The following is a 20,443-nucleotide window of genomic DNA, read 5'->3' as shown; positions in this document are numbered from 1 at the left end:
GAATCCGAATTCTTAGAAGTTCACGCCGAAGCTGAGGGCGATGAAATCGCGGTCATCCACGGTGGTGTACTTGCCGTCGAAGAAGTTGGTGTACGACAGGCTGGTGGTGTAGGTGTTCTGGTACTCGGCATCCAGGCCCAGGCTGATCGCCTTGCGCCCTTCCTCGAAGTTGCTGCCAGGGCCTGGCGAGTAGCCAGACACGTCATGGGACCAGGCCACGCTCGGCTTGAGGTTGACCCCGGCGAATACATCCGGGTAGTCCCAGATGGCGCGCGCGCGGTAGCCCCAGGAAGTACTGGTGGTGTAACCGTCGTTCTCGCAGTTGCGGCTGCGGTTGGCGTCCGAAGCGCCAGGGCCTGCGCCGTTGATGGTGCCGGTGTTGATGATCGCCGAGCAGGTATCGAGATTGCCTGCCCCTGGGGTTGCCGGCAGCGGGCCTGGGCCGTAGACCGGGTCGCGGCCGTAACGCACATCGTGGGCGCTTTCCAGGCCGCCGACATGGGTCACGCCGACTTCACCCACCACGGTCAGGCGGCTGGCGCCCATGACCTGGTCGAAGAAGTGCGTCAGGGTGGTCTGGAACTGGGTGATTTCCTTGCGCCGGTAGCCGTTCAGGTCCTGGCCCGGCACCCCGTTGAGCAGCGAGGCGTTGGCCAGGGTGCCGCCAATCGGACGCACGCCGGCATACAGGATATCGGTGGTGTTGAGCTGCACCGGGGCGTTTGGCCGGTAGCTGATTTCACCGCTCCACGCCGTGCCGGTAGGCAGGGTGGTGGAGAAGCTCAGGCCGTACAGGCGGATGTCTTCCGGGTACTCGACAAAGTAGCTGGAGTTGCCGGCGACGATCAGCGGTGCCAACGGACGCAAGGCTGCGGGCAGCCCGGCCAGGCCGGCATAGACCCGCGGATCGGCACCGTGGGCGCTGAAGATCGGCGCACGGCTGTGGTAGTTCATGAAGTAGGCGCCGAACTCGGTGCCCAGCGGGTCGTACATGTAACGCAAGGCCACGCCGAACTGGCCGCTGTCTCGCGCATCGCGGTCAGGGCCACGGGCGACCCGCACACCTTCGCCATTGACGTCCACACCCTGGCTTGCGAGGAAGCCGCGGGCGGCCGCTGGCAACGCGTTGGCACTGTTGAGTACGCGCAGGTTATCGGTACAGCCGTCGGCAATGATGTCCGGCTGGGAGAAGAAGGTGCCGCAGTTGTCGACGACGGTCTGGTCCCATTCGAGCTGGTAGAAGGCTTCGCCCGAGAGATTGTCGGTCAGGCTCTGGGACACATAGAACATGTTGACCGGAATCAGGCCTTCCTTGATTTCGGCACCCGGACGGCGGAAGGCCGCCACGTCGATCGGGTTGATCGAGTTGATACCGTTACCGATGAAGGTACTTTCACCCCAGCTGACCACCTGCTTGCCCAGGCGCACCGAGCCCGGCTGATCGGCGATCGAGTAGTTGTGGTAGACGAAGGCGTCGAGGATCTGCCCGCCGGACGACTTGGCGCCCTCTTTGCGGTTGGTGTCGCTGATGTCCTTGAACTCGCGATGCTCATCCTTGAGTTCGAAGTCGTACCAGTACTTGCCACGGACGAATACCCCGGTATCGCCGTACTTGAGTTCCAGGTCGTGGATACCCTTGAAGATTTTCGAGAAGGTCTCACCGCGCTTGAAGTTCAGGTGGCCGTCATCGGAGGTCTGCGACAACCCCTTGCCGCCGTTGTTGACGCCGATCAGGTTCTTGTTCGGGCTGGCTGTCGACCAGCTCGCCCCCACCGACAGCGACGAGTCGAACGAGCCTTCGATTTCACCGATGTTGAAACTGACGCCGAATGCAGGACCGGCGAGCGTAGAAGCGAGGCTGACGGCCAGGGGCAGTTTCGCCCGGCGCCAGAACAGATTTGCTGATGTCATCGACGCTACTCCATGTACTTTATTTTTATGGCAGTGAGTCCTTTGCAGAAACGCATCGCTCGAGCGGTGTGAGCGCACCTTTTTGCTCGAACGAGTGGCTGGGCACATGCATGTGCGATCCCCCGTTCCTGAAAATCCCCTGAACCGACTATAGCCAGCAGGTTGAACTGCTTGATCCCTCTAAAGTGTGATTTGCATCCCAACCCCTCTGGCAGGGTCTGCATGACCGGCCACTACGCTGGCTGGGGGAAGAATGGCTTAATTTCGTCATTTGACAAGGCGCCCATGCGTCTGGCGTGCGGGTCGCGCCGCTTCAGGCGCGACCCGCCCGGCATTACAGGGTCGAGAGGAAGGTGCTGTTACTGGCTTGCCACTGGCTGATGTCCAGGCGAATGCGCTTCTTGTCGAGCTTGCCGACACTGGTCTTGGGAATTTCAGTAACAAGGGCGATCTGGCTGGGGATCGCCCACTTGTTGATGTGCCCCAGCTCCACGAATGGCTTGAGGTGTTCCTTGAGGACCTTGGCGTCGATGCTCTGGCCTTCGTGGATCACCAGCAGGGCAAACGGCCGCTCGCCCCACTGCGGGTCGGCGACACCGACCACCGCCACTTCGCGGATCGCCGGGTGGCGGCTGATCAGGTCTTCGAGCTCCAGTGACGAGATCCACTCGCCGCCGGTCTTGATCACGTCCTTGATGCGGTCACGGATATCGATCACGCCCATGCTGTCGAGGGTGGCGACGTCACCGGTGTGCAGCCAGCCGCCCTGCCAGAGTTCGGCGCCTTTCTCGGGCTCGCGGAAGTACCCCATGGTCAGCCACGGCGCGCGCAGCACCAGTTCGCCCTGGGTCTCGCCATCGGCCGCCAGGAAGTTGCCGTTGCCATCGACAATCGCAGTTTCCACCAACGGCACCGGCACCCCGGCCTTGATCCGGTAGGTGATGCATTCGTCTTCGCTGCCAGCCAGCAGCTCGTCGTTGAGGTGAGCGCAGGACACCAGCGGGCAGGTCTCGGACATACCGTAAGCGGCGGTCAGCTGAATTCCGTGGGCCTTGGCCGCCTCGTACAGGGCGCGGTTCAGGGCACTGCCGCCAATGATGATTTTCCAGCCGCCGAAGTCCTGTTGCTGGGCACCCTTGGCATTGAGCAGCATCTGCAAGATGGTCGGTACGCAATGCGAGAAGGTCACCTTCTCGTTGCGCCACAGTTCGCAAAGCATCTCCGGCTCGTAGCGCCCGGGGTAGACCTGCTTGATGCCGAGCATGGTCGCCACGTAGGGAATGCCCCAGGCATGGACATGGAACATCGGCGTGATGGGCATGTACACATCATTGCTGCCGAGCAGGCGCACGCTGTCGATACTGCCGGTGACCGTCGCGGCCGCCAGAGTGTGCAGCACCAGTTGCCGGTGGGTGAAATACACCCCCTTGGGGTTACCGGTGGTACCGGTGGTGTAGAACGTGGTGGCAACCGAGTTCTCGTCGAAATCAGGGAAGTCATAGACCGGGCTGGCCGCCGCCAGCAATTGCTCGTACTCGCCGACCAGGTTCGGTAGGTCGGCGGTTTTCTGCTCGCCATCGGTCAGCAGCAGGGTTTTCTCCACCGTGGTCAGTTGCCCGGCGATGGCCTGGTAGAGGCCGACAAAGTCGCTGTTGACCAGCACGAAGCGGTCATCGGCGTGGTTCATGGTGTAAAGGATCTGCTCCGGCGACAGGCGCACGTTGATGGTGTGCACCACCGCGCCAATCATCGGAATGGCGAACATGCATTCGAGGTAGCGATGGCTGTCCCAGTCCATCACCGCCACGGTGTCACCAGCCTTGACCCCCGCTTCGGTGAGCACATTGGCCAGCCGCGCGATGCGCTCGTTGAGGGTCAGGTAGCTGTAGCGCAGCTGATCGCGGTAGACGATCTCGCGGGTTTTCTCGTAACGGCTGCCGGACAGCAGCAGGCGCTTGATCAACAGCGGAAACTGATAAGCGTCCTCGGCAGGAGGAATGACGCGAGTCTGCAACATAGGAGTCCCTTTTCTAGAGTGCACAGGCTGGGCAAGACATGCCTTACTCTAGAACGCCTCCACAGCGGCCAAATCAGCCAAAGGAATGATTTGACCGCTGCAGGGATTAGTGGCGTTTGAACATCATTGTCAGTGCATTTCGGTGAAAGCGATCTTCACCCCCAGGGCAATCAGCACCGCGCCCATGGTGCGATCGAACCAGTGACCCATGCGCGCAAAGCCGGCGCGCACCCGCTGCTGGCTGAACAGCATGGCCACCAGGCAGAACCACAGGCCGGTGGCCACGGCCAGGTACAACCCGTAACCGGCCTGGATCGCCAGCGGCGTGTGCGGGTTGATGACCACGGTGAACAGCGACAGGAAGAACAGCGTCGCCTTGGGGTTCAGGCCATTGGTCATGAAGCCGGCGACAAAGGCCGCCCGCGGTGTGCGCTCGACCGTGGAGGCCTGCACTGCGTCGCTGCCAGGCGCGGCCGGGCGGGCGCGCAGGGCCTTGAAGCCGATGTACAGCAAGTAGGCGGCAGCCAGCCATTTCAGCGCATTGAACAGCATGATCGACTGCGACACGATCAGGCCGATACCCAGCAGCGAATAGCCGACATGCAGGAAAATCGCGGTACCGACGCCAAAGGCCGTCCAGGTACCGGCGCGTCGGCCGTGGGTAACACTCTCGCGCACCACCACGGCAAAGTCCGGGCCGGGGCTGGCTACAGCCAGCAGGTGGATCAACGCGACAGTCAGAAATTCGGCCCAGTACATGGGGGCTCCTTGCGGCAAAAGGTCAAACGGGGGCAACACACTACGCCCTCGCAGACCTTTGAAACAATCCCTGTGGGTGCTGGCGCCTTGACTCTCCCCCTTGGGGCAGGCGTTAGCCTCAGCGCTTTGCCCCTGGAACTGCCTTCGATGAACAAACGAATCCTGGTGATACTCGGCCACCCTTCGCGTAACAGTTTCTGCGCCGCAGTGAGCGACAGCTACATCAGCAGTGCCCGCGACAAAGGCCATGAAGTCTGCCTGCTGGAGCTCGGCGAGCTGGCCTTCGACCCGATCCTGCGCGAGGGTTATCAACAGGTACAAGCTTTGGAGCCCGACCTGCTGCACGCCCAGCAGCTGATCAGCTGGGCCGAGCACCTGGTGCTGGTCTTCCCGGTCTGGTGGGGCGGGATTCCGGCGCTGCTCAAGGGCTTTCTCGATCGCATCCTGCTGCCCGGCTTTGCCTTCAAGTACCGCAACAACTCGCCCTTCCCCGAACAGTTGCTCAAAGGCCGCAGCGCCGACCTGCTGGTGAGCATGGACACCCCGCCCTGGTACTACCGCTGGGTCTACCGCATGCCGGCGCTGCAGCAGATGCGCCGCACGACCCTGGGCTTCTGTGGAATCAGGACGCAAAAGACGTTAACGTTTGGCCCCATCATCAGCTCGAGCGCAGGCCAGCGCGATGCCTGGCTGCAGCAGGCGCGCAGGCTGGCTCACCGGCACTAACAAGGACGTTCGATGTACATCGGCAAAGCCGCGCAGCTGTCCGGGGCAACCATCAAAAGCATTCGCCATTATGAGCGCATCGGCCTGCTGCCGGCGCCCAGGCGCCAGGGCCGTTATCGCCTGTATGACCAACACAGCGTCGCCCTGCTGAGCCTGATCAAGTGCGCGCAAAAGCTCGGCTTCAGTCTCAAGGAGATGCAAGCGCTGGTGAGTGATGATCAGGCCGGCTTGCCGATCGAGCGGGTGCGCCAGGCGATTGCCGGCAAAAGCGCCCAGCTGCAGGCGCAGATCCAGGCACTGCAGCAGCAACAGCAAGGCCTGCTTGAACTGCAAAGCAGCCTTGAGCACAGCCATTACGATTGCTTCGCCTACAACGCTTGAGCCCTTACTGGAGCCACCCTATGTCCATCTCCCGTCGCGCCGTGTTTCTCGACCATAGCTCCCTGGACCTCGGTGACCTGGCGCTGGATCGCCTCAAGGCCTGTTTCGATGAGCTGCAGCTCTATCCGGCCAGCGCCCCCGGGCAGGTCGCCGAACGCCTGCAGGGCGCCAGCGTGGCGATCAGCAACAAGGTCATGATCGACGCCGCCACCCTCGCCGCCTGCCCCGAGCTGAAGCTGATTCTGGTGGCCGCCACAGGCACCAACAATGTCGACCTGCAGGCCGCCCGCGCCCAGGGCGTGGTGGTCAGCAACTGCCAGGGCTACGGCACGCCGTCGGTGGCCCAGCACACCCTGGCTTTGCTGTTGGCCCTGGCCACGCGCCTGAGCGACTATCAAAAGGCTGTCGCCAACGGCCAGTGGGGCCAGGCCAAACAGTTCTGCCTGCTGGACTTCCCCATCGTCGAGCTGGAGGGCAAGACCCTCGGCCTGCTCGGCCATGGCGAGCTGGGTGGCGCCGTAGCACGCCTGGCCGAAGCCTTCGGCATGCGCGTACTGCTTGGCCAGTTGCCCGGGCGCCCGCCCCGCGAAGACCGTATTGCGCTGGATGAGCTGCTGCCGCAGGTCGACGCGCTGACCCTGCACTGCCCGCTCAACGAGCACACCCGCAACCTGATCGGCGCCCGCCAACTGGCCCTGCTCAAGCCCGGCGCCTTTGTGATCAACACCGCCCGCGGCGGCCTGATCGACGAGCAGGCCCTGGCCGATGCCCTGCGCGCCGGCCACCTGGGCGGCGCGGCTACCGACGTGCTGAGTGTCGAACCACCGGTCAACGGCAACCCGCTGCTGGCGGCCGATATCCCGCGGCTGATCGTCACCCCGCACAGCGCCTGGGGCGCGGTCGAGTCACGCCAGCGTATCGTTGAGCAATTGAGCGAGAACGCCGAGGCGTTTTTTGCCGGCAGCCCGCGCCGCCAGGTCTAAGCCCGGCCAGGCTCTGGTAAACTGCGCCACTTTTTTCAGGAGTCGCCGTCCATGGACCCGCGCAGTGAAGTGTTGCTTCGTCAGGCCGATCTTTTCCAGGGCTCGCTGTTGCTGGCCGGTTTGCCTGCCGACGACCTGCTCGGCAAGTTGCCTGCGGCCCATGGCTGGAGCTGGCACGCCGGCGACCAGGCGGCGCTCGAGGCACGCTTCGCCGGGCGCAGCCACTTCGATGTAAACGCACCGGCCCAGGCTTTCGACGCCGCCGTGCTGTTCTTGCCCAAATCCCGGGACCTGGCCAATTACCTGCTCAACGCCCTGGCCTCGCGCCTGGCCGGTCGCCAGCTGTACCTGGTCGGCGAGAAACGCGGCGGCATCGAAGGCGCGGCCAAACAACTGCACGCCTTCGGCAAGCCGCGCAAACTCGACAGCGCCCGCCATTGCCAGCTGTGGCAGGTCACCGTCGAGCACGCCCCTGAAGCCAGGCCGCTGGAAAGCCTGGCCGAGCATTTCCAGCTGGAGCTGGCCGATGGCCCGCTGCAGATCGTCAGCCTGCCGGGCGTATTCAGCCATGGGCGCCTGGATCGCGGCAGCGCCCTGCTGCTGGAAAACCTCGACCAGCTGCCAACCGGCCACGTGCTGGATTTTGGCTGTGGCGCGGGTGTTCTCGGGGCGGCGATCAAACGCCGTTATCCGCAAAACCGCATCACCCTGCTTGATGTCGACGCCTTTGCCGTGGCCAGCAGCCGCCTGACCCTGGCCGCCAATGGTCTGGAAGGCGAGGTGATCTGCGGCGACGGCATCGATGCCGCGCCGCGCGAGCTGGACGTGATCATCAGCAACCCGCCGTTCCACACAGGTGTTCACACCAATTACCAGGCCTCGGAAAACCTGCTGCGAAAATCAGCCGATCATCTGAAAAAAGGCGGCGAAATGCGCTTGGTGGCAAATAGCTTCCTGCGCTACCAGCCGCTGATCGAAGCGGCCCTGGGCAACTGCCGGATCCGCGACGAGGGCCAAGGCTTTCGCATCTACCAGGCAACACGCGGTTAAAAAGAGCGCTTGCCGAAACGGATTTGCCTAGGCAGAATCCGCTCCGTCCTAGGGGAGTAGTCTCCCGCGAGCCCCCAGCTCGCCCGGTACGCGTCAACATACTTGGTCCACAGACCATGGCGCGTGCGACCCACGGTCCGCACAGACGGACCCAGGGTTTGACAAGACCTATGACACGAACACCTTACCCGGGGCGGGAAGGCTGTACGTGTCATAGCCGTGTCGACCCGCCCCCGTAGGAATCCTGATGCTGGAATCATTGCTCGTCCCCACCGCGATCGTGGCCCTCGCCGAAATTGGCGACAAAACCCAATTGCTCGCGCTGATCCTTGCCGCGCGCTTTCGCAAGCCCTGGCCGATCATCGCCGGTATCATTGCCGCTACCCTGGCCAACCATGCCGCGGCCGGTGCCGTCGGCGCCTGGTTCAGCACCTTCTTCTCCGCCGCCACCCTGCACTGGATTCTCGCCGCAAGCTTTGCCGCCACGGCACTGTGGACGCTGATCCCGGACAAGATGGACGATGACGAAGCCAGCACCGCACGGCGCTTCGGCCCGTTCCTGACCACCCTGATCGCGTTCTTCATCGCGGAAATCGGCGACAAGACCCAGGTCGCCACGGTGATGCTGGCGGCGCAGTATCCGCACCTGATCATGGTCATTATCGGTACCACCCTGGGCATGCTGATTGCCAACGTGCCGGTGGTATTGGCGGGTAATTTTGCTGCAGAGAAACTGCCACTGACCCTGATCCGCCGCCTGGCGTCGGCTGCATTCTTCGTCCTGGCCGCGGTGGCGGTGTATTCGGCGATGCAGGTCAGTGGCTGGATCGGCTGAATACAATCGCAGGTCAAGCCCGCTCCTACAGTGGCCTGTGGGAGCGGGCATGACCTGCGATTTTTACTTGCGGGCCTGCTCGTACAACGGCATCACCTTCGGAATCGCCGCCTGCAACGAAGCCTGACGGCTGGCCGACGCCGGGTGAGTGCTCATGAACTCCGGCTGCGAGCCACCCGAGGCCTGGGCCATCTTGTCCCACAAGCTGATCGCCGCATTCGGGTTGTAGCCGGCGCGGGCGGCCAGCTCCAGGCCGATCAGGTCGGCTTCGTTCTCGTTGGCGCGGCTGTTGGGCAGGGTCATGCTGTACTGCACCACCGTGTCGGCGATCGCCATGCTGTCCTGGCCCAGGCCCAGCAGGGCACCGGCGCCCTGGCGAGCCATCTGCACGCCATAGGCCTTGGACATCGCCTCACGACCATGCTCACGCAGGGCGTGGGCGATTTCATGACCCATGACCGCAGCGAGCTCGTCGTCGGTCAGCTTGAGTTTTTCGATCAGGCCGCTGTAGACGAAGATCTTGCCACCCGGGCCGCAGTTGGCGTTGAGCTCGTCGCTCTTGATCAGGTTGACTTCCCAGTTCCACTGCGCCGAGTCCGGGCGGAACTGCGGGGCCTGGGCAATCAGGCGGTCAGCGATCAATTGCACGCGCTTGGCGTTGTTGCTGGTCTTGTCGAGCACACCCTTGCTGGATGCCTCGCCCAGGGTTTGCTGGTAGGACTGGGCATACATCTGGTTGACCTCATCGGTCGACAGCATGCTGAACATGTATTGCTTACGCTCGACACCCACGGCGCCGCCGCTGGTGGTGTTCACCGCCTGGCAGCCAGCGAGCAGGACGCTGGCGCTCAATGCACCGATTACAAATGACTTACGCATGAAAACACTCCCTTCGAACATGCCGCGTATCCTAGGCCGACTCCGTTGAGCCCGCCATATCCCTGACGAAGAATTCTCCAGACGGTGCTCATGCTTTCGCCCGGCCGGGCCGATAACGCAAGGCAGACGCCTTTCCTTGCGCTTGGAGCCCCCTCATGAAGTTCCGGTCGATCCAGTTTTCCGTCGCCGCCCTGGCCGGCGCCATTGTCCTGAGCATTGTCGCCGCCCTGGTGCTGTACGCCGTGTATTCCGGCGAACGTACCCAGGAGCTGGTGCAAAGCCGCACCCAGCAGCAATTCGAGGCGGTGATCGAGCAGCGCCTGACCGCCCTGGCGCGGACCCAGGTCAGCGAGATCCAGCGCGGCCTGGAAGCACCGCTACTGATTGCCAAAGGCTTGGCTACCAGCAACGCCATGCTCGGCATGCAGGACGCCAGCGGCAATCCGCTGCTGAAGATCGAACGCCAGCAAATGATCGCCCTGCTCAAGCAGACAGCACTGACCAATCCGCTGATCCTCGGCACCTACCTGGGCTGGGAAAGCAACGCCCTGGACCACGACGACGCGCGCTTCGTCGGCACCTCGATCACCGGTATCGACAGCGCCAGCGGGCGCTTTCTGCCCTGGTGGTTCCGCAATCAAGACGGCAGCCTGGGCCTGGACAAACTGGCCGACGTCAACGACCAGACCGTCCTCGCCACCGGCGTGCGCGCCAGTGAGTACTACCTGTGCCCGCGGGAATCAAAGAAAGCCTGCGTGATCGACCCGGCACCTTACAAGGTAGGCGACAAAGTGGTGATGCTCGCCTCGTTCGTCGAGCCGATCATGATCGACGGCACGTTCCAGGGCATTGCCGGCGCCGACCTGTCGGTGAACTTCATCCAGGAACTGCTCAATACCGCCGACCGCCAGCTCTATGACGGTGCCGGCGAGCTGGCACTGGTGTCCGGCAACGGCCGCCTGGTGGCCTTTACCAAAGACCCGAGCAAGTTCGGCGAGAAAGCCAGCGACGTCCTCGACGCCAATGCCGCCGCCACCCTGGCGCAACTGAGCGGCGAGAACCTGCACTACGAAGTCGACCAGGGCGCAGGCCGCATCGAGCTGTACTTGCCGTTCAAGATCGCCAATACCGACGCGCGCTGGACCCTGCTGCTGGAACTGCCGATCAGCGCGGTGATGGCCGATGTGCAGAAGTTGCAAAGCGACCTCAGCGACCAGCGCCGCACCGACATCACCGGCATGACCGTGGTCGGCCTGGGTATCGCCGCCCTTGGCCTGCTGGTGATCTGGCTGCTGGCCCACGGCATTGCCCGGCCACTGCGGCAGATGGTGGCGATGCTCGATGACATCGCCCAGGGCGAAGGCGACCTGACCCGCCGCCTGAGCAGCGACCGCGCCGACGAACTGGGCTCGATCGCCAAGGGTTTCAACACCTTCCTGAGCAAGTTGCAGGCGATGATCAGCCAGGTGGTGGCCTCGGTGCAGAAGGTCAGCGACTCCTCCGAACACACCGCCGACATTGCCATTCGCACCAACCAGGGCGTACACAAACAAATGGCCGAGATCGACCTGGTGGCCACCGCCGTGCACGAAATGACCGCTACCGCCCAGGACGTCGCGCGCAACGCCACCCATGCCGCCCAGGCCGCCAGCAATGCCGACCAGGCCGCACACCAGGGCCTGGCGATCGTGCGCGATACTTCCAGTTCGATCAGCGCCCTGGCCGAGGAAATCGGCCGAGCGGTGGGTGTGGTGCAGAACCTGGCGCGCGACAGCGAAAACATCAACGCCATCCTCACCGCCATCCGCGCGATTGCCGAGCAGACCAACCTGCTGGCGCTTAACGCTGCCATCGAGGCCGCTCGCGCCGGTGAGCAGGGCCGTGGTTTTGCCGTGGTCGCTGATGAAGTGCGCAACCTGGCGCAGAAAACCCAGCAGGCCACCGAAGAAATCCAGCAGATGATCCAGCAACTGCAGCAAGGTACCCGCGATGTGGTGCGGGTCATGGAAGACAGCCAGGGCAAGACCGACGACAGCGTGCAGCAAGCCGCGCGCGCTGCCCAGGCGCTGGAAAGCATTACCCAGGCAGTGTCGGTGATCAACGACATGAACACGCAGATTGCCAGTGCTGCCGAAGAGCAGAGCGCGGTGGCCGAAGACATCAACCGTAACGTGATCAATATTGGCCAGGTGGCCAACGAGGTGGCTGGCGGGGCGGATGAGTCGAGTACCGCCAGCGCCGAGCTGACCAAGCTGGCCGAGCAACAGCGGCGCTTGATCAATCAGTTCAGGGTGTAAAGCCAGCCCCACGGAGCAAAGGGTCAGCTGAGGGAGCAGGCTTGACCCGCGGTGCTTTTAAGCCGGGGTCAGACACTCCGGCCCATTGAGCTTGGGATCATTGACCATATTGGCCAGCACCCGCTCACGCAGCGGCGCCTGGCCGCCCGCCAGCAGCTCGTACAAGCGCGCCGGCGGGGTTTCGGGATCGAGCCAGGCAGCCTGCCCGGCCTCATCGAGTATCAGCGGCCGGCGCTGGTTCAGCGCCGCCTGGGTTACCACCGCGGTACTCAGCCAGACCTGATCCTGCACCGGATATGCCTCCCAGATCGCTGCAAAAAACAACGACGAGCCCTCCCCCGGCGTCAGCCAGTACGGCCGCTTGCGCTGGGTGCCGCGCCATTCGTAAAAGCCGTTGGCCGGTAGCAGACAGCGACGCAGGCGAAACGCCTCACGGAACATCGGCTGTTCGGCCAGGGTTTCGGCGCGGGCGTGGGCCGGGGTGCGCGACAAGTCGGTGAGCCAGGCCGGGGTCAGCCCCCAGCGTGCCCGCGCCAGCTCCAGCTGGCCACCCTCGAGGCGGCGCTGGATCAGCACCGAGGCGCCGGGGGAGATATTCCATTGCGCCTGCTGGTCACTGGGAAATCCCGGCAGGGCAGCAAAGGCGGGAGACCAGCGAAACAGCGCATAACGTCCACACATGAGGGCAAAAACCTAGCAAATCAGGGTTCCGGGGATGTTCTCCGGTTCGTCGCCGGCAAGTGGCTGGGCGCTATTGTACGCGGCGATCAGCTCGCGTGCGCAGGCAGCCTGCTCATCGGCCACCGCCAAACCGAGCAAACCGTGCATCGGCAGGTCGCCCATGGCGCCCATCAGGTCGCGGCCGACCAGGTGCACTGTGATGCCTTCGCTGGCGAGCATGCCGATGAGCATTTGTGCTTCGAGCAGGCTTTCAGGGTCGTAGATTCGCTGCATCAGTCATTCTCACCATAAACGTCCAGCATCCATTCCTCGCCATGTACCTGCAGCACGAAACGGATCGGCTTGCAGCACACCTGACAGTCTTCGATGTACTCCTGATCACCGCCCGACAGGTCCACTGTCGTCTCGACTTCTTCACCACAATAAGGACAATCGTAAAGCGCTGTCTCCAGCATCGCGGCCTCCCGAGTGACTTGTGCGTATAATTGCCGGTCTATTTACAGGCCCTGAGTGTGTCTGAGCCGTTTTTCAGACCCCGGCCCTACCTATTACCCTAGCCGTTTCCAACAAGAGAGCATGATGGGCGAATTCGATGCCATCCGACCGTACGACGACGCTGAAGTCCCTGCCGTTCTGGCACGGCTGCTCAGCGACCCGGCATTCCTCGATATCCTCACCCACTTCCGCTTCCCGCGCATGGCCGGGGCCTTCGGCTGGCTGCTCAAGCCGCTGATCGCCCGGCGCCTGCGCAAAGAGTTTGCCGGGGTCACCTGCGTTTCGACCCTGCAGGACAAAGTCGAGTACTACGTCGACCATACCATCGAGCGGGCAACCGACGGCGTGACCTACACCGGCGTCGAGCAGCTCAAGGCCGGTACCGCCTACCTGTTCCTGGCCAACCACCGCGACATCGTCATGGACCCGGCCTTCGTCAACTATGCCGTGTACCACGCCGGCCTGCCGACCCCGCGCATCGCCATCGGCGACAACCTGCTGCAAAAACCGTTCGTCAGCGACATGATGCGCCTGAACAAGAGCTTCATCGTGCACCGCTCGATCACCGGCCGGCGGGAAAAGCTCGCGGCTTACCAGCTGCTGTCGGCCTACATCAACCATTCGATCCGTAACGACGGCCAGTCGATCTGGATCGCCCAGGCCGAAGGCCGGGCCAAGGATGGTGATGACCGTACCGATTCGGCAATCCTGAAAATGTTCCACATGAGCCGCAAGGACGAGCCGTTTGGCGCCGTGATCCAGTCGCTGAACCTGAGCCCGGTGTCGATCAGCTACGAGTACGACCCCTGCGACCAGGCCAAGGCCCGCGAGCTGTATATCCGCGCCACCACCGGCACCTACAGCAAGGCGCCGGGTGAAGACGACATCAGCATCGCCCAGGGCATCACCGGCTACAAAGGCCGCGTGCACATCAACTTTGCCCCGCCGGTGACGGAGTTCGTCGAGGACACCAAGCAACTGGCAGCAGAAATTGACCGGCAGATTCTGGCCGGCTACCGGTTGTTCCCGGTGCATTACCTGGCCTATGCGCAGTGGGCCGATGCCGACCCGGCGCTGGAGGTGCCAGCAGCGGCCAAGGTGTTTGCGGCCGATGAACTGGCCCGCGCCCAGGCCGAATGGCAGCGCCGCCTGGACGCCTGCCCGGCCGAACAGCGGCCGTACCTGGTGCAGCAGTATGCGATGCCGGTACGCAATCAGTACCGGGTCAAGGCGGGGTTGGCGTTGTAAATTTATCGCGGGTCAAGCCCGCTCCCACAATTAACTTGGGAGCAGGCTTCACACCCAGGTGCTGAACCAGGACAACAGCAAGGCCAGCGCCAGGAAGGCAAAGCCAAGAATGTAGTAGAAGCGGTTGATGCGCAGGCTCATGCCATCGATCACCGCTTCATCGCCAGCCAGGCCCGCCAGGGTTTGCGCCGCGCGGCGGCGGGCACTGTGCAGCAGCAGGCCGCCCGGGCAGGTCAGCAGCAGAGCCAGCAGATTGATCAGCTTGGCCGGATGGGCGGCGAACAGCCCCCAGATCACTTGCAACGACATCGCAAAACCTCAAAAGAAGTACATCGATACTTTCGACTCGGCGGGCATTCTACCCAAGCGCCGTGCCCTTGCCTGTGCTTTGCGACAAATGACGATTAATTCCCGGCGTCACACGCTCGTCATCAAGACACGCCACTCTGTTGGCCGTCGCCACTCACCGGAGCTTGTCATGCTGCACGCCGAAAACCAGGACCGCCTCTACCTGATCGCCCAGAGCGATGAGCAGCAGGCGTTGATCGACGGCCTGGCGTTCAACGTCCAGGACCGCCAATGGCTGGTGTACTGCGCCCTGGGCGGGCATGCCCATGAAGACCTGCCCGAGGTCGACGGCCCTACCGGCATCAGCGTGCTGGACTTCTACGTCGAAGCCGCCTGAACCTGCAAAAACACAAAAGCCCGATGCCTGCCATGCAGACATCGGGCTTTTTGCTGGTGAGGCTTATTCGCCGAGGATCTGGCCGATGGCCTGGTCCTTGAACAGGCGGGTCAGCGCATCGCTGAGCACATCACCCACCAGCTTGGTGTTGGTTTCCTGGTTCGGCGCCATGCCGAAGCGCTGGTCCAGCGACGCGCCGTAGCGGCCGCTGTAGCGACGGTTGGCGTTGGCCACGTCAGCCTTGAAGGTAGCGCCGATGGTGGCTTCGGTCACGTACATGCCTTCTTTGGGCGACTGGTACTTGAGCTCGGCCAGGGTCACGGTCAGCTGCGGCGCGTTGTAGGCGTTCGGCGTCGGGGTAAAGCCCAGCAGGCGCACAGCTGCTTCGGCCTGGGCCTGCAGTTTTGGCAGGATGTCGTTGCCGGTCACGGTGATGGCGCTGGTTTCAGGGTACAGGCCGCCACGGGTGCCGAGGGTTTGCGAAGCGCGACCATCGACCACCTTGACCACCACTGGCTGGCCATGACCGACCGGCGCCAGCTGGGCGTTGAGTTTCGGTTGCGGGCTGAGTTGTTGCGGGCTGTGGGCACAACCGGCCAGGGTCAGACTGGTCACCGCGATCAAACCGAACAACAAACGTTGCAACATGCTCATCTCTCCAGAATAGGCAGCAAAGGCCGCCAGTATAACCAGCACGGGGCAGCCCAGCTATCGGCGTGCCATTAGTGAATAAGACAGGCATCCCCGGGCCCGGTTCGCTGTCACAATCGTTTCATCACTGCCCGGTTATCCTAGGCTCAGTTCTTCACAGGGATACCCGCCATGTCCTCGCTCCTGGCCCTGCTGTTCAAACGCAACCCGCAACGCTGCTTCGCCCGCCTCGACGCCCACGGCCTTTGCCAGGCCTTCAAGCAGTGCGCGCAGGCCCCGGCGACCAGTGGCTGGGTGGAAATCAGCGAAATTCGCCTGGCCTGGCTCAACCGTCCGCTGCCCGCCAGCGCCCGTGTTTCAAAGCGTGTCAGTGGAAACTGGCTGCAACGCAGCCTCGCCGCCTGAGTTTTGCCTCAATAAAAGTCGCTAATAAAGAGCTTTTCTGCCCGCGACATCGCTATAATCTCCCCCCGATTATAAGGACGTCTCCTGATCGGGCCTCGCAGTACCGCCAATGCCCAGCATTGCGCATCCCCCGCACCGCCCACAGAGAGCCTTCCACACAGGTCTTGCACCAGCCAGTGTGCCTGCGTCATCCGGCCATCTGCTCTGCCTGAACCTGCCGGGTCTGCCATCGCGCAGCCCATTTTGAGGTTCACGTCTCCAAAAGAGCGTGAAAAAACGGGTTTTCACAACTTCACGAGAGTGTGGCGAGCAATGAACAGTCTGGCATGTGCAAAAGCACCTAAAGTGTCCCGAACAGCCCTGAACAGCTGGCAACAGCGCTCATTTGCAATGGGTGCCTGAAACCGGTCCATAACGCACGACGGATACCTTGACCATAAGTCGAATTGCCGCACCGGCTGTAAAATGCGTTCATAGGCAACGCAAAGCCCGGTTGGTGGTGTCCGCTGAAGTTGCAAAAACTGCGAATAATCGGACATGGCGATCCTGGCAAGCCAGGGATCCTATGCTGTCAATTTGGTGCTGAAGATTTTGGAGACGCGTTAATGGCGCAGAACGAAGCAGTCGATGTAGTACTGGTAGGGGCAGGCATCATGAGTGCCACCCTGGCCGTACTGCTCAAGGAACTCGACCCGGCGATCAAGCTGGAAGTCGTCGAGTTGATGGATTCGGGTGCCGCGGAAAGTTCCAACCCGTGGAACAACGCCGGGACCGGCCATGCCGGGCTGTGTGAACTGAACTACACGCCACAGGCCGCCGACGGCAGCATCGATATCAAGAAAGCGGTGCATATCAATACCCAGTTCGAGGTGTCCCGGCAGTTCTGGGCCTACCTGAGCAAAAAGGGTGCGTTCAGCTCGCCGCGGGCGTTCATCAACCCCGTGCCGCACCTGAGCTACGTCGAGGGCGAGAAGGGCATCAGCTTCCTCAAGAAGCGTTTCGAGATGCTCAAGCAGCACCACGCCTTCAGCGAAATGGAGTACACCGAAGACAAGGCGGTGATGAACGAGTGGATGCCGCTGATGATGCCGGGTCGCCCTGCCGACCAGCAGATCGCCGCCACCCGCGTCATGAAAGGCACCGACGTCAACTTCGGCGCGCTGACCAACAAGCTGCTCAAGCACCTGGCCAACGCCCCCGAAGCACAGGTCAAGTACTGCAAGAAAGTCACCGGCCTGCGCCGTAACGGCAGCGGCTGGACCGTCAGCATCAAGGACGTCAACAGCGGCAGCAGCCGTGAAGTCGATGCCCGCTTCGTGTTCCTCGGCGCCGGTGGCGCGGCCCTGCCGCTGCTGCAACTGTCGGGTATCGAAGAGAGCAAGGGCTTTGGCGGCTTCCCGGTCAGCGGCCAGTGGCTGCGTTGCGACAACCCGGAAGTGGTCAAGCGCCACCAGGCCAAGGTCTACAGCCAGGCCGCGGTAGGTTCGCCACCGATGTCGGTGCCGCACCTGGATACCCGCGTGGTCGACGGCAAGACCTCGCTGCTGTTCGGCCCGTACGCAGGCTTCACCACCAAGTTCCTCAAGCACGGCTCGTTCCTCGACCTGCCGCTGTCGGTACGCATGGGCAACATCGGCCCGATGCTGGCCGTGGCCCGCGACAACATGGACCTGACCAAGTACTTGGTCAGCGAAGTGATGCAGTCGATGGAGCAGCGCCTGGATTCACTGCGCCGCTTCTACCCCGAGGCCAAGGCCGAGGACTGGCGTCTGGAAGTGGCTGGCCAGCGCGTGCAGATCATCAAGAAAGACCCGAAAAAAGGCGGCATCCTGCAGTTCGGTACCGAACTGGTTGCAGCCAAGGACGGCTCCCTGGCCGCCCTGCTCGGTGCTTCCCCTGGTGCTTCGGTAACCGTGTCGATCATGCTGGATCTGATCGAGCGCTGCTTCCCCGAGCAAGCCAAGGGCGCCTGGGCGGCCAAGCTCAAGGAAATTTTCCCGGCCCGGGAAAAGGTCCTGGCCACCGACGCTGCCCTGTACCACAAGATCAGTGCGTACAACGACGAGGCCCTGGGCCTGGTCGAAAGCAGCCCGGCGCAGAGCTACGCATAATCTGCCGGCATAAAAAAACGCCCTTCGGGGCGTTTTTTTATGGGCGCTGGTATCAGCCGCGAGCCTTGTCGATGATCTCGGTGTACTCGGGCGCATTGCGCTGATCCGCGATGGCTTCGACGAAGGTCTTACCGTGCTCGTCCTTGCCGTCCAGGTCATAACCAGCCTCGACGAAGAAGCCGACATAGCGCTCGAAGTCATCGACGCGCAGGCCGCGGTAGCCCTTGATCAGCTTGTGATGCGAAGGCGAAGTTACGCCATCGGCCGGCTCGTATTGCAGGAACGACTTAATGTAGTCATCACTGATCTCATCACCAATCACTTGCTTCTTGTCTTTACGCATTGCCGACTCCAACTGAACCATCACGGACATTTTCACGGGCCGGCAGTTTACCCCCGGGCAACGCCGGCACTCAACGCGCGCGTAAGCTTCCGGTATGCAGATCGGCCCAGATGTGACCGTTGGGGTAGCTGAGGAACTGCACATAGACGGTATCGTTGCGCAGCAGGTCGAGCATCACCCGGTACTGGGCCAGCGGGTAGTTGAGTGTGAGGGTTTTGCTTTTGTCGTCGAACACCGGCTTTTTCAGGCTTTTGCTTTCGGCATCGAAGCTGACCAGTACCTGGCTGATGGTCGCGCCCTTGCTCAGCGGCTTGCCCTTGAGGCGCAGAATCAACGGTGAGGTGACCGGAATCGGTTGCTGGTTGGACTGGCGCTGGTTGCCCACTACCACCGAATAGCTGGTGACCTGCAGCAACTGCTGCGAATCGGCAACTTCCTTACGCAGCCCGAGGTCGTCGGGCGGCAGGAACTGGCTGTGCAGGGGCGCCGCGGCCAGCGGCATGCTCAGCAGGAACAGCAGGGGGAAAATCGCACGCATGTCAGGCTCCTTGGGGGCAGCCTGGCACTCTAGCATGGGGTAAGGCAAACGGGGCAAGCCGGGTCGACCGGCCCCGCCTGTGGACCTCAGAGACCCTTTACAGCGTAGATACCGTTAGCGTTGCGCCAGTAGCCTTTGTAGTCCATGCCATAACCGAACACATAGCGGTCAACACAGCTCAAGCCGCAGAAGTCGGCCTTGAGGTCGGCGCTGGCCTTGCGGTCGTGGTCCTTGTCGATCAGCACGGCAGTGTGCACGGCGCGGGCACCGGCATGCTTGCAGAAATCGATGATTGCGCTGAGGGTATGACCTTCGTCAAGAATGTCGTCGATGATCAGCACGTCACGATCGATAAACGAGACTTCCGGCTTGGCCTTCCAGAACAGGTCGCCGCCGCTGGTCTGGTTGCGGTAGCGGGTGGCGTGCAGGTAGGACGATTCCAGCGGGAATTGCAGATGGGTCAGCAGTTTGCCGGCGAAGATCAGGCCGCCGTTCATCACACAGAACACTACCGGGTTGCTGTCGGCCAGCACCTCGGTGATTTGCGCGCCCACGCGGGCGATGGCGGCCTCGACTTCGGCTTCGGTGTGCAGGCAGTCAGCCTCGCGCATGACTTGACGGATGTGCTCGAGATCGGCGGACATGGCGCTCTCCAAGGGGCGGCAATTGAGAAAAGCGGGCAAAGGTACGCATCCCGTCGCATCAGATCAAGCATTTCTGGACTAACGTCCAGTAAGTCTGAGGACATGCATGGCTGAATAGATTAATCTAGCGCGGTTTTTTTGCCCGCCCCCCGGAGCTTTTCCCTATGCCTACCCGTGAGATCCGCCATCCGCTGATCCGCCACAAGCTCGGCCTGATGCGCCGCGCCGACATCAGCACCAAGAACTTTCGCGAGCTCGCCCAGGAAGTCGGCACGCTCCTGACCTACGAAGCAACCAAAGACCTGCCGCTGGAAAGCTACGAAATCGACGGCTGGTGCGGCAAGGTCCAGGTCGAGAAGATCGCCGGCAAGAAGATTACTGTAGTACCGATCCTGCGCGCCGGCATCGGCATGCTCGACGGCGTGCTCAGCCTGATCCCGGGCGCCAAGGTCAGCGCCGTGGGCGTGGCCCGCAACGAGGAGACCCTCGAAGCGCACACCTACCTGGAAAAACTCGCCCCGGAGATCAACGAGCGCCTGGCGCTGATTATCGACCCGATGCTGGCCACCGGCGCCTCGATGGTCGCCACCATCGACCTGCTGAAAAAGGCCGGCTGCAAGGACATCCGCGCGATGGTCCTGGTTGCCGCCCCCGAAGGCATCGCCGTGGTCGAGAAAGCCCACCCGGATGTGCAGATCTACACCGCCTCGATCGACCAGTGCCTGAACGAGCACGGCTACATCATCCCGGGCCTGGGCGATGCCGGTGACAAGATCTTCGGTACCAAGCAGAAGGACGCCTGAA

Annotated in this window: 23 protein-coding genes, 1 pseudogene and 1 riboswitch; of the genes and pseudogenes, 12 read left to right on the top strand and 12 right to left on the bottom strand. The window is 62.6% G+C overall.

From position 1 onward, the window contains the following. Positions 1-12 precede the first annotated feature (12 nt). From BLR26_RS26035 to BLR26_RS26025, 3 genes are all read right to left on the bottom strand, one after another. The gene (locus BLR26_RS26035; protein ID WP_045196041.1) at positions 13-1,911 is read right to left on the bottom strand and encodes a DUF1302 domain-containing protein; all 1,899 of its coding nucleotides are present in this window, start codon (positions 1,909-1,911) and stop codon (positions 13-15) included. A 334-nt stretch (positions 1,912-2,245) separates the two neighbouring features. Next, complete coding sequence (locus tag BLR26_RS26030; protein WP_045196039.1) at positions 2,246-3,928, bottom strand: fatty acid--CoA ligase; 1,683 nt, start codon at positions 3,926-3,928, stop codon at positions 2,246-2,248. A gap of 129 nt (positions 3,929-4,057) precedes the next feature. Next, positions 4,058-4,687 carry a LysE family translocator gene (locus tag BLR26_RS26025; protein WP_045196037.1) on the bottom strand — a complete coding sequence of 210 codons (630 nt, stop codon included), beginning with the start codon at positions 4,685-4,687 and terminating at the stop codon, positions 4,058-4,060. Positions 4,688-4,834: 147 nt separating this feature from the next. On the opposite strand from BLR26_RS26025, the gene BLR26_RS26020 reads away from it, so the two are divergent. The 5 genes from BLR26_RS26020 to BLR26_RS26000 all read left to right on the top strand — a co-directional run bounded on the left by BLR26_RS26020 (position 4,835) and on the right by BLR26_RS26000 (position 8,662). Then, positions 4,835-5,413 carry an NAD(P)H-dependent oxidoreductase gene (locus tag BLR26_RS26020; protein WP_093387955.1) on the top strand — a complete coding sequence of 193 codons (579 nt, stop codon included), beginning with the start codon at positions 4,835-4,837 and terminating at the stop codon, positions 5,411-5,413. Positions 5,414-5,425: 12 nt separating this feature from the next. Beyond that, positions 5,426-5,794, top strand: coding sequence for a MerR family transcriptional regulator (locus tag BLR26_RS26015; protein WP_045196033.1), 369 nt, complete (start codon positions 5,426-5,428; stop codon positions 5,792-5,794). A 20-nt stretch (positions 5,795-5,814) separates the two neighbouring features. Next, entirely contained in the window at positions 5,815-6,777 is a 963-nt protein-coding gene (locus BLR26_RS26010; RefSeq protein ID WP_045196031.1) for a 2-hydroxyacid dehydrogenase, read from the top strand. 51 nt (positions 6,778-6,828) lie between these two features. Continuing rightward, positions 6,829-7,827: a class I SAM-dependent methyltransferase gene (locus tag BLR26_RS26005; RefSeq protein ID WP_045196029.1), complete on the top strand. Its 999-nt coding sequence runs from the start codon at positions 6,829-6,831 to the stop codon at positions 7,825-7,827. A 39-nt stretch (positions 7,828-7,866) separates the two neighbouring features. Further along, positions 7,867-7,986: riboswitch (yybP-ykoY riboswitch) on the top strand. 88 nt (positions 7,987-8,074) lie between these two features. Next, the gene (locus BLR26_RS26000) at positions 8,075-8,662 is read left to right on the top strand and encodes a TMEM165/GDT1 family protein (RefSeq protein ID WP_045196027.1); all 588 of its coding nucleotides are present in this window, start codon (positions 8,075-8,077) and stop codon (positions 8,660-8,662) included. 63 nt (positions 8,663-8,725) lie between these two features. On the opposite strand, the gene BLR26_RS25995 is transcribed toward BLR26_RS26000, so the two are convergent. Continuing rightward, positions 8,726-9,541, bottom strand: coding sequence for a M48 family metallopeptidase (locus BLR26_RS25995; RefSeq protein WP_045196578.1), 816 nt, complete (start codon positions 9,539-9,541; stop codon positions 8,726-8,728). 155 nt (positions 9,542-9,696) lie between these two features. Between BLR26_RS25995 and BLR26_RS27840 the strand changes: the two are divergent. Both BLR26_RS27840 and BLR26_RS27835 read left to right on the top strand, forming a co-directional pair. Further along, a pseudogene (locus BLR26_RS27840) lies at positions 9,697-10,983 on the top strand (HAMP domain-containing protein); the annotation flags it as partial. Between the two features lie 12 nt (positions 10,984-10,995). After that, complete coding sequence (locus BLR26_RS27835; protein ID WP_371128693.1) at positions 10,996-11,838, top strand: methyl-accepting chemotaxis protein; 843 nt, start codon at positions 10,996-10,998, stop codon at positions 11,836-11,838. Between the two features lie 57 nt (positions 11,839-11,895). Here BLR26_RS27835 and BLR26_RS25985 read toward each other — a convergent pair whose 3' ends face one another. From BLR26_RS25985 to BLR26_RS25975, 3 genes are read right to left on the bottom strand one after another with little or no spacing between them, the layout of a single operon-like run. Then, a complete protein-coding gene (locus BLR26_RS25985; RefSeq protein WP_045196024.1) occupies positions 11,896-12,519 on the bottom strand; it encodes an SOS response-associated peptidase in 624 nt (207 codons plus the stop codon). A gap of 12 nt (positions 12,520-12,531) precedes the next feature. Then, positions 12,532-12,792 carry a putative signal transducing protein gene (locus BLR26_RS25980; protein ID WP_038997143.1) on the bottom strand — a complete coding sequence of 87 codons (261 nt, stop codon included), beginning with the start codon at positions 12,790-12,792 and terminating at the stop codon, positions 12,532-12,534. Then, the gene (locus BLR26_RS25975; protein WP_045196022.1) at positions 12,792-12,974 is read right to left on the bottom strand and encodes a CPXCG motif-containing cysteine-rich protein; all 183 of its coding nucleotides are present in this window, start codon (positions 12,972-12,974) and stop codon (positions 12,792-12,794) included. Before BLR26_RS25975 ends, BLR26_RS25980 begins: the two co-directional genes overlap by 1 nt. Before the next feature lie 124 nt (positions 12,975-13,098). Here BLR26_RS25975 and BLR26_RS25970 point away from each other — a divergent pair, with 124 nt between their 5' ends. Continuing rightward, a complete protein-coding gene (locus BLR26_RS25970; RefSeq protein WP_045196020.1) occupies positions 13,099-14,262 on the top strand; it encodes a 1-acyl-sn-glycerol-3-phosphate acyltransferase in 1,164 nt (387 codons plus the stop codon). Between the two features lie 48 nt (positions 14,263-14,310). Here the strand turns inward: BLR26_RS25970 and BLR26_RS25965 are convergent, their stop codons facing one another. Further along, positions 14,311-14,571 (bottom strand): hypothetical protein, encoded by a 261-nt coding sequence (locus BLR26_RS25965; RefSeq protein ID WP_045196018.1) that lies wholly within the window; start codon positions 14,569-14,571, stop codon positions 14,311-14,313. Between the two features lie 169 nt (positions 14,572-14,740). On the opposite strand from BLR26_RS25965, the gene BLR26_RS25960 reads away from it, so the two are divergent. Further along, on the top strand, positions 14,741-14,947 hold the full coding sequence (locus tag BLR26_RS25960) for a hypothetical protein (protein WP_045196016.1): 207 nt from the start codon (positions 14,741-14,743) through the stop codon (positions 14,945-14,947). A 63-nt stretch (positions 14,948-15,010) separates the two neighbouring features. On the opposite strand, the gene BLR26_RS25955 is transcribed toward BLR26_RS25960, so the two are convergent. Beyond that, entirely contained in the window at positions 15,011-15,595 is a 585-nt protein-coding gene (locus tag BLR26_RS25955; RefSeq protein ID WP_038997150.1) for a YajG family lipoprotein, read from the bottom strand. A 174-nt stretch (positions 15,596-15,769) separates the two neighbouring features. Between BLR26_RS25955 and BLR26_RS25950 the strand changes: the two genes are divergently transcribed. Next, positions 15,770-16,003, top strand: a complete 234-nt coding sequence (locus tag BLR26_RS25950; protein ID WP_045196014.1) for a hypothetical protein — start codon at positions 15,770-15,772, stop codon at positions 16,001-16,003. A 605-nt stretch (positions 16,004-16,608) separates the two neighbouring features. After that, positions 16,609-18,114 (top strand): malate dehydrogenase (quinone), encoded by a 1,506-nt coding sequence (mqo, locus tag BLR26_RS25945; protein ID WP_045196012.1) that lies wholly within the window; start codon positions 16,609-16,611, stop codon positions 18,112-18,114. Positions 18,115-18,166: 52 nt separating this feature from the next. Here the strand turns inward: mqo and BLR26_RS25940 are convergent, their stop codons facing one another. The 3 genes from BLR26_RS25940 to BLR26_RS25930 form a co-directional block, all read right to left on the bottom strand. Next, positions 18,167-18,457 (bottom strand): PA4642 family protein, encoded by a 291-nt coding sequence (locus BLR26_RS25940; protein ID WP_045196010.1) that lies wholly within the window; start codon positions 18,455-18,457, stop codon positions 18,167-18,169. Between the two features lie 70 nt (positions 18,458-18,527). Then, the gene (locus BLR26_RS25935) at positions 18,528-18,995 is read right to left on the bottom strand and encodes a hypothetical protein (protein ID WP_093387950.1); all 468 of its coding nucleotides are present in this window, start codon (positions 18,993-18,995) and stop codon (positions 18,528-18,530) included. Positions 18,996-19,081: 86 nt separating this feature from the next. Further along, positions 19,082-19,639, bottom strand: a complete 558-nt coding sequence (locus tag BLR26_RS25930) for a hypoxanthine-guanine phosphoribosyltransferase (RefSeq protein ID WP_010225758.1) — start codon at positions 19,637-19,639, stop codon at positions 19,082-19,084. A gap of 164 nt (positions 19,640-19,803) precedes the next feature. On the opposite strand from BLR26_RS25930, the gene upp reads away from it, so the two are divergent. After that, a complete protein-coding gene (gene upp, locus BLR26_RS25925) occupies positions 19,804-20,442 on the top strand; it encodes a uracil phosphoribosyltransferase (protein ID WP_045196006.1) in 639 nt (212 codons plus the stop codon). The last annotated feature ends 1 nt before the right edge of the window (position 20,443 follow it).

This window comes from Pseudomonas sp. UC 17F4, from assembly GCF_900101695.1.
Classification (GTDB): domain Bacteria; phylum Pseudomonadota; class Gammaproteobacteria; order Pseudomonadales; family Pseudomonadaceae; genus Aquipseudomonas.
The sequence above is the reverse complement of the archived record's forward strand: the minus strand, read 5'-3'. Positions and strand labels throughout refer to the sequence as shown.

Coding starts and splice junctions, on each gene's coding strand:
- BLR26_RS26035 (WP_045196041.1), bottom strand. CDS start 1,911: ATGACATCAGCAAATCTGTTCTGGCGCCGGGCGAAACTGCCCCTGGCC.
- BLR26_RS26030 (WP_045196039.1), bottom strand. CDS start 3,928: ATGTTGCAGACTCGCGTCATTCCTCCTGCCGAGGACGCTTATCAGTTT.
- BLR26_RS26025 (WP_045196037.1), bottom strand. CDS start 4,687: ATGTACTGGGCCGAATTTCTGACTGTCGCGTTGATCCACCTGCTGGCT.
- BLR26_RS26020 (WP_093387955.1), top strand. CDS start 4,835: ATGAACAAACGAATCCTGGTGATACTCGGCCACCCTTCGCGTAACAGT.
- BLR26_RS26015 (WP_045196033.1), top strand. CDS start 5,426: ATGTACATCGGCAAAGCCGCGCAGCTGTCCGGGGCAACCATCAAAAGC.
- BLR26_RS26010 (WP_045196031.1), top strand. CDS start 5,815: ATGTCCATCTCCCGTCGCGCCGTGTTTCTCGACCATAGCTCCCTGGAC.
- BLR26_RS26005 (WP_045196029.1), top strand. CDS start 6,829: ATGGACCCGCGCAGTGAAGTGTTGCTTCGTCAGGCCGATCTTTTCCAG.
- BLR26_RS26000 (WP_045196027.1), top strand. CDS start 8,075: ATGCTGGAATCATTGCTCGTCCCCACCGCGATCGTGGCCCTCGCCGAA.
- BLR26_RS25995 (WP_045196578.1), bottom strand. CDS start 9,541: ATGCGTAAGTCATTTGTAATCGGTGCATTGAGCGCCAGCGTCCTGCTC.
- BLR26_RS27835 (WP_371128693.1), top strand. CDS start 10,996: ATGATCAGCCAGGTGGTGGCCTCGGTGCAGAAGGTCAGCGACTCCTCC.
- BLR26_RS25985 (WP_045196024.1), bottom strand. CDS start 12,519: ATGTGTGGACGTTATGCGCTGTTTCGCTGGTCTCCCGCCTTTGCTGCC.
- BLR26_RS25980 (WP_038997143.1), bottom strand. CDS start 12,792: ATGCAGCGAATCTACGACCCTGAAAGCCTGCTCGAAGCACAAATGCTC.
- BLR26_RS25975 (WP_045196022.1), bottom strand. CDS start 12,974: ATGCTGGAGACAGCGCTTTACGATTGTCCTTATTGTGGTGAAGAAGTC.
- BLR26_RS25970 (WP_045196020.1), top strand. CDS start 13,099: ATGGGCGAATTCGATGCCATCCGACCGTACGACGACGCTGAAGTCCCT.
- BLR26_RS25965 (WP_045196018.1), bottom strand. CDS start 14,571: ATGTCGTTGCAAGTGATCTGGGGGCTGTTCGCCGCCCATCCGGCCAAG.
- BLR26_RS25960 (WP_045196016.1), top strand. CDS start 14,741: ATGCTGCACGCCGAAAACCAGGACCGCCTCTACCTGATCGCCCAGAGC.
- BLR26_RS25955 (WP_038997150.1), bottom strand. CDS start 15,595: ATGTTGCAACGTTTGTTGTTCGGTTTGATCGCGGTGACCAGTCTGACC.
- BLR26_RS25950 (WP_045196014.1), top strand. CDS start 15,770: ATGTCCTCGCTCCTGGCCCTGCTGTTCAAACGCAACCCGCAACGCTGC.
- mqo (WP_045196012.1), top strand. CDS start 16,609: ATGGCGCAGAACGAAGCAGTCGATGTAGTACTGGTAGGGGCAGGCATC.
- BLR26_RS25940 (WP_045196010.1), bottom strand. CDS start 18,457: ATGCGTAAAGACAAGAAGCAAGTGATTGGTGATGAGATCAGTGATGAC.
- BLR26_RS25935 (WP_093387950.1), bottom strand. CDS start 18,995: ATGCGTGCGATTTTCCCCCTGCTGTTCCTGCTGAGCATGCCGCTGGCC.
- BLR26_RS25930 (WP_010225758.1), bottom strand. CDS start 19,639: ATGTCCGCCGATCTCGAGCACATCCGTCAAGTCATGCGCGAGGCTGAC.
- upp (WP_045196006.1), top strand. CDS start 19,804: ATGCCTACCCGTGAGATCCGCCATCCGCTGATCCGCCACAAGCTCGGC.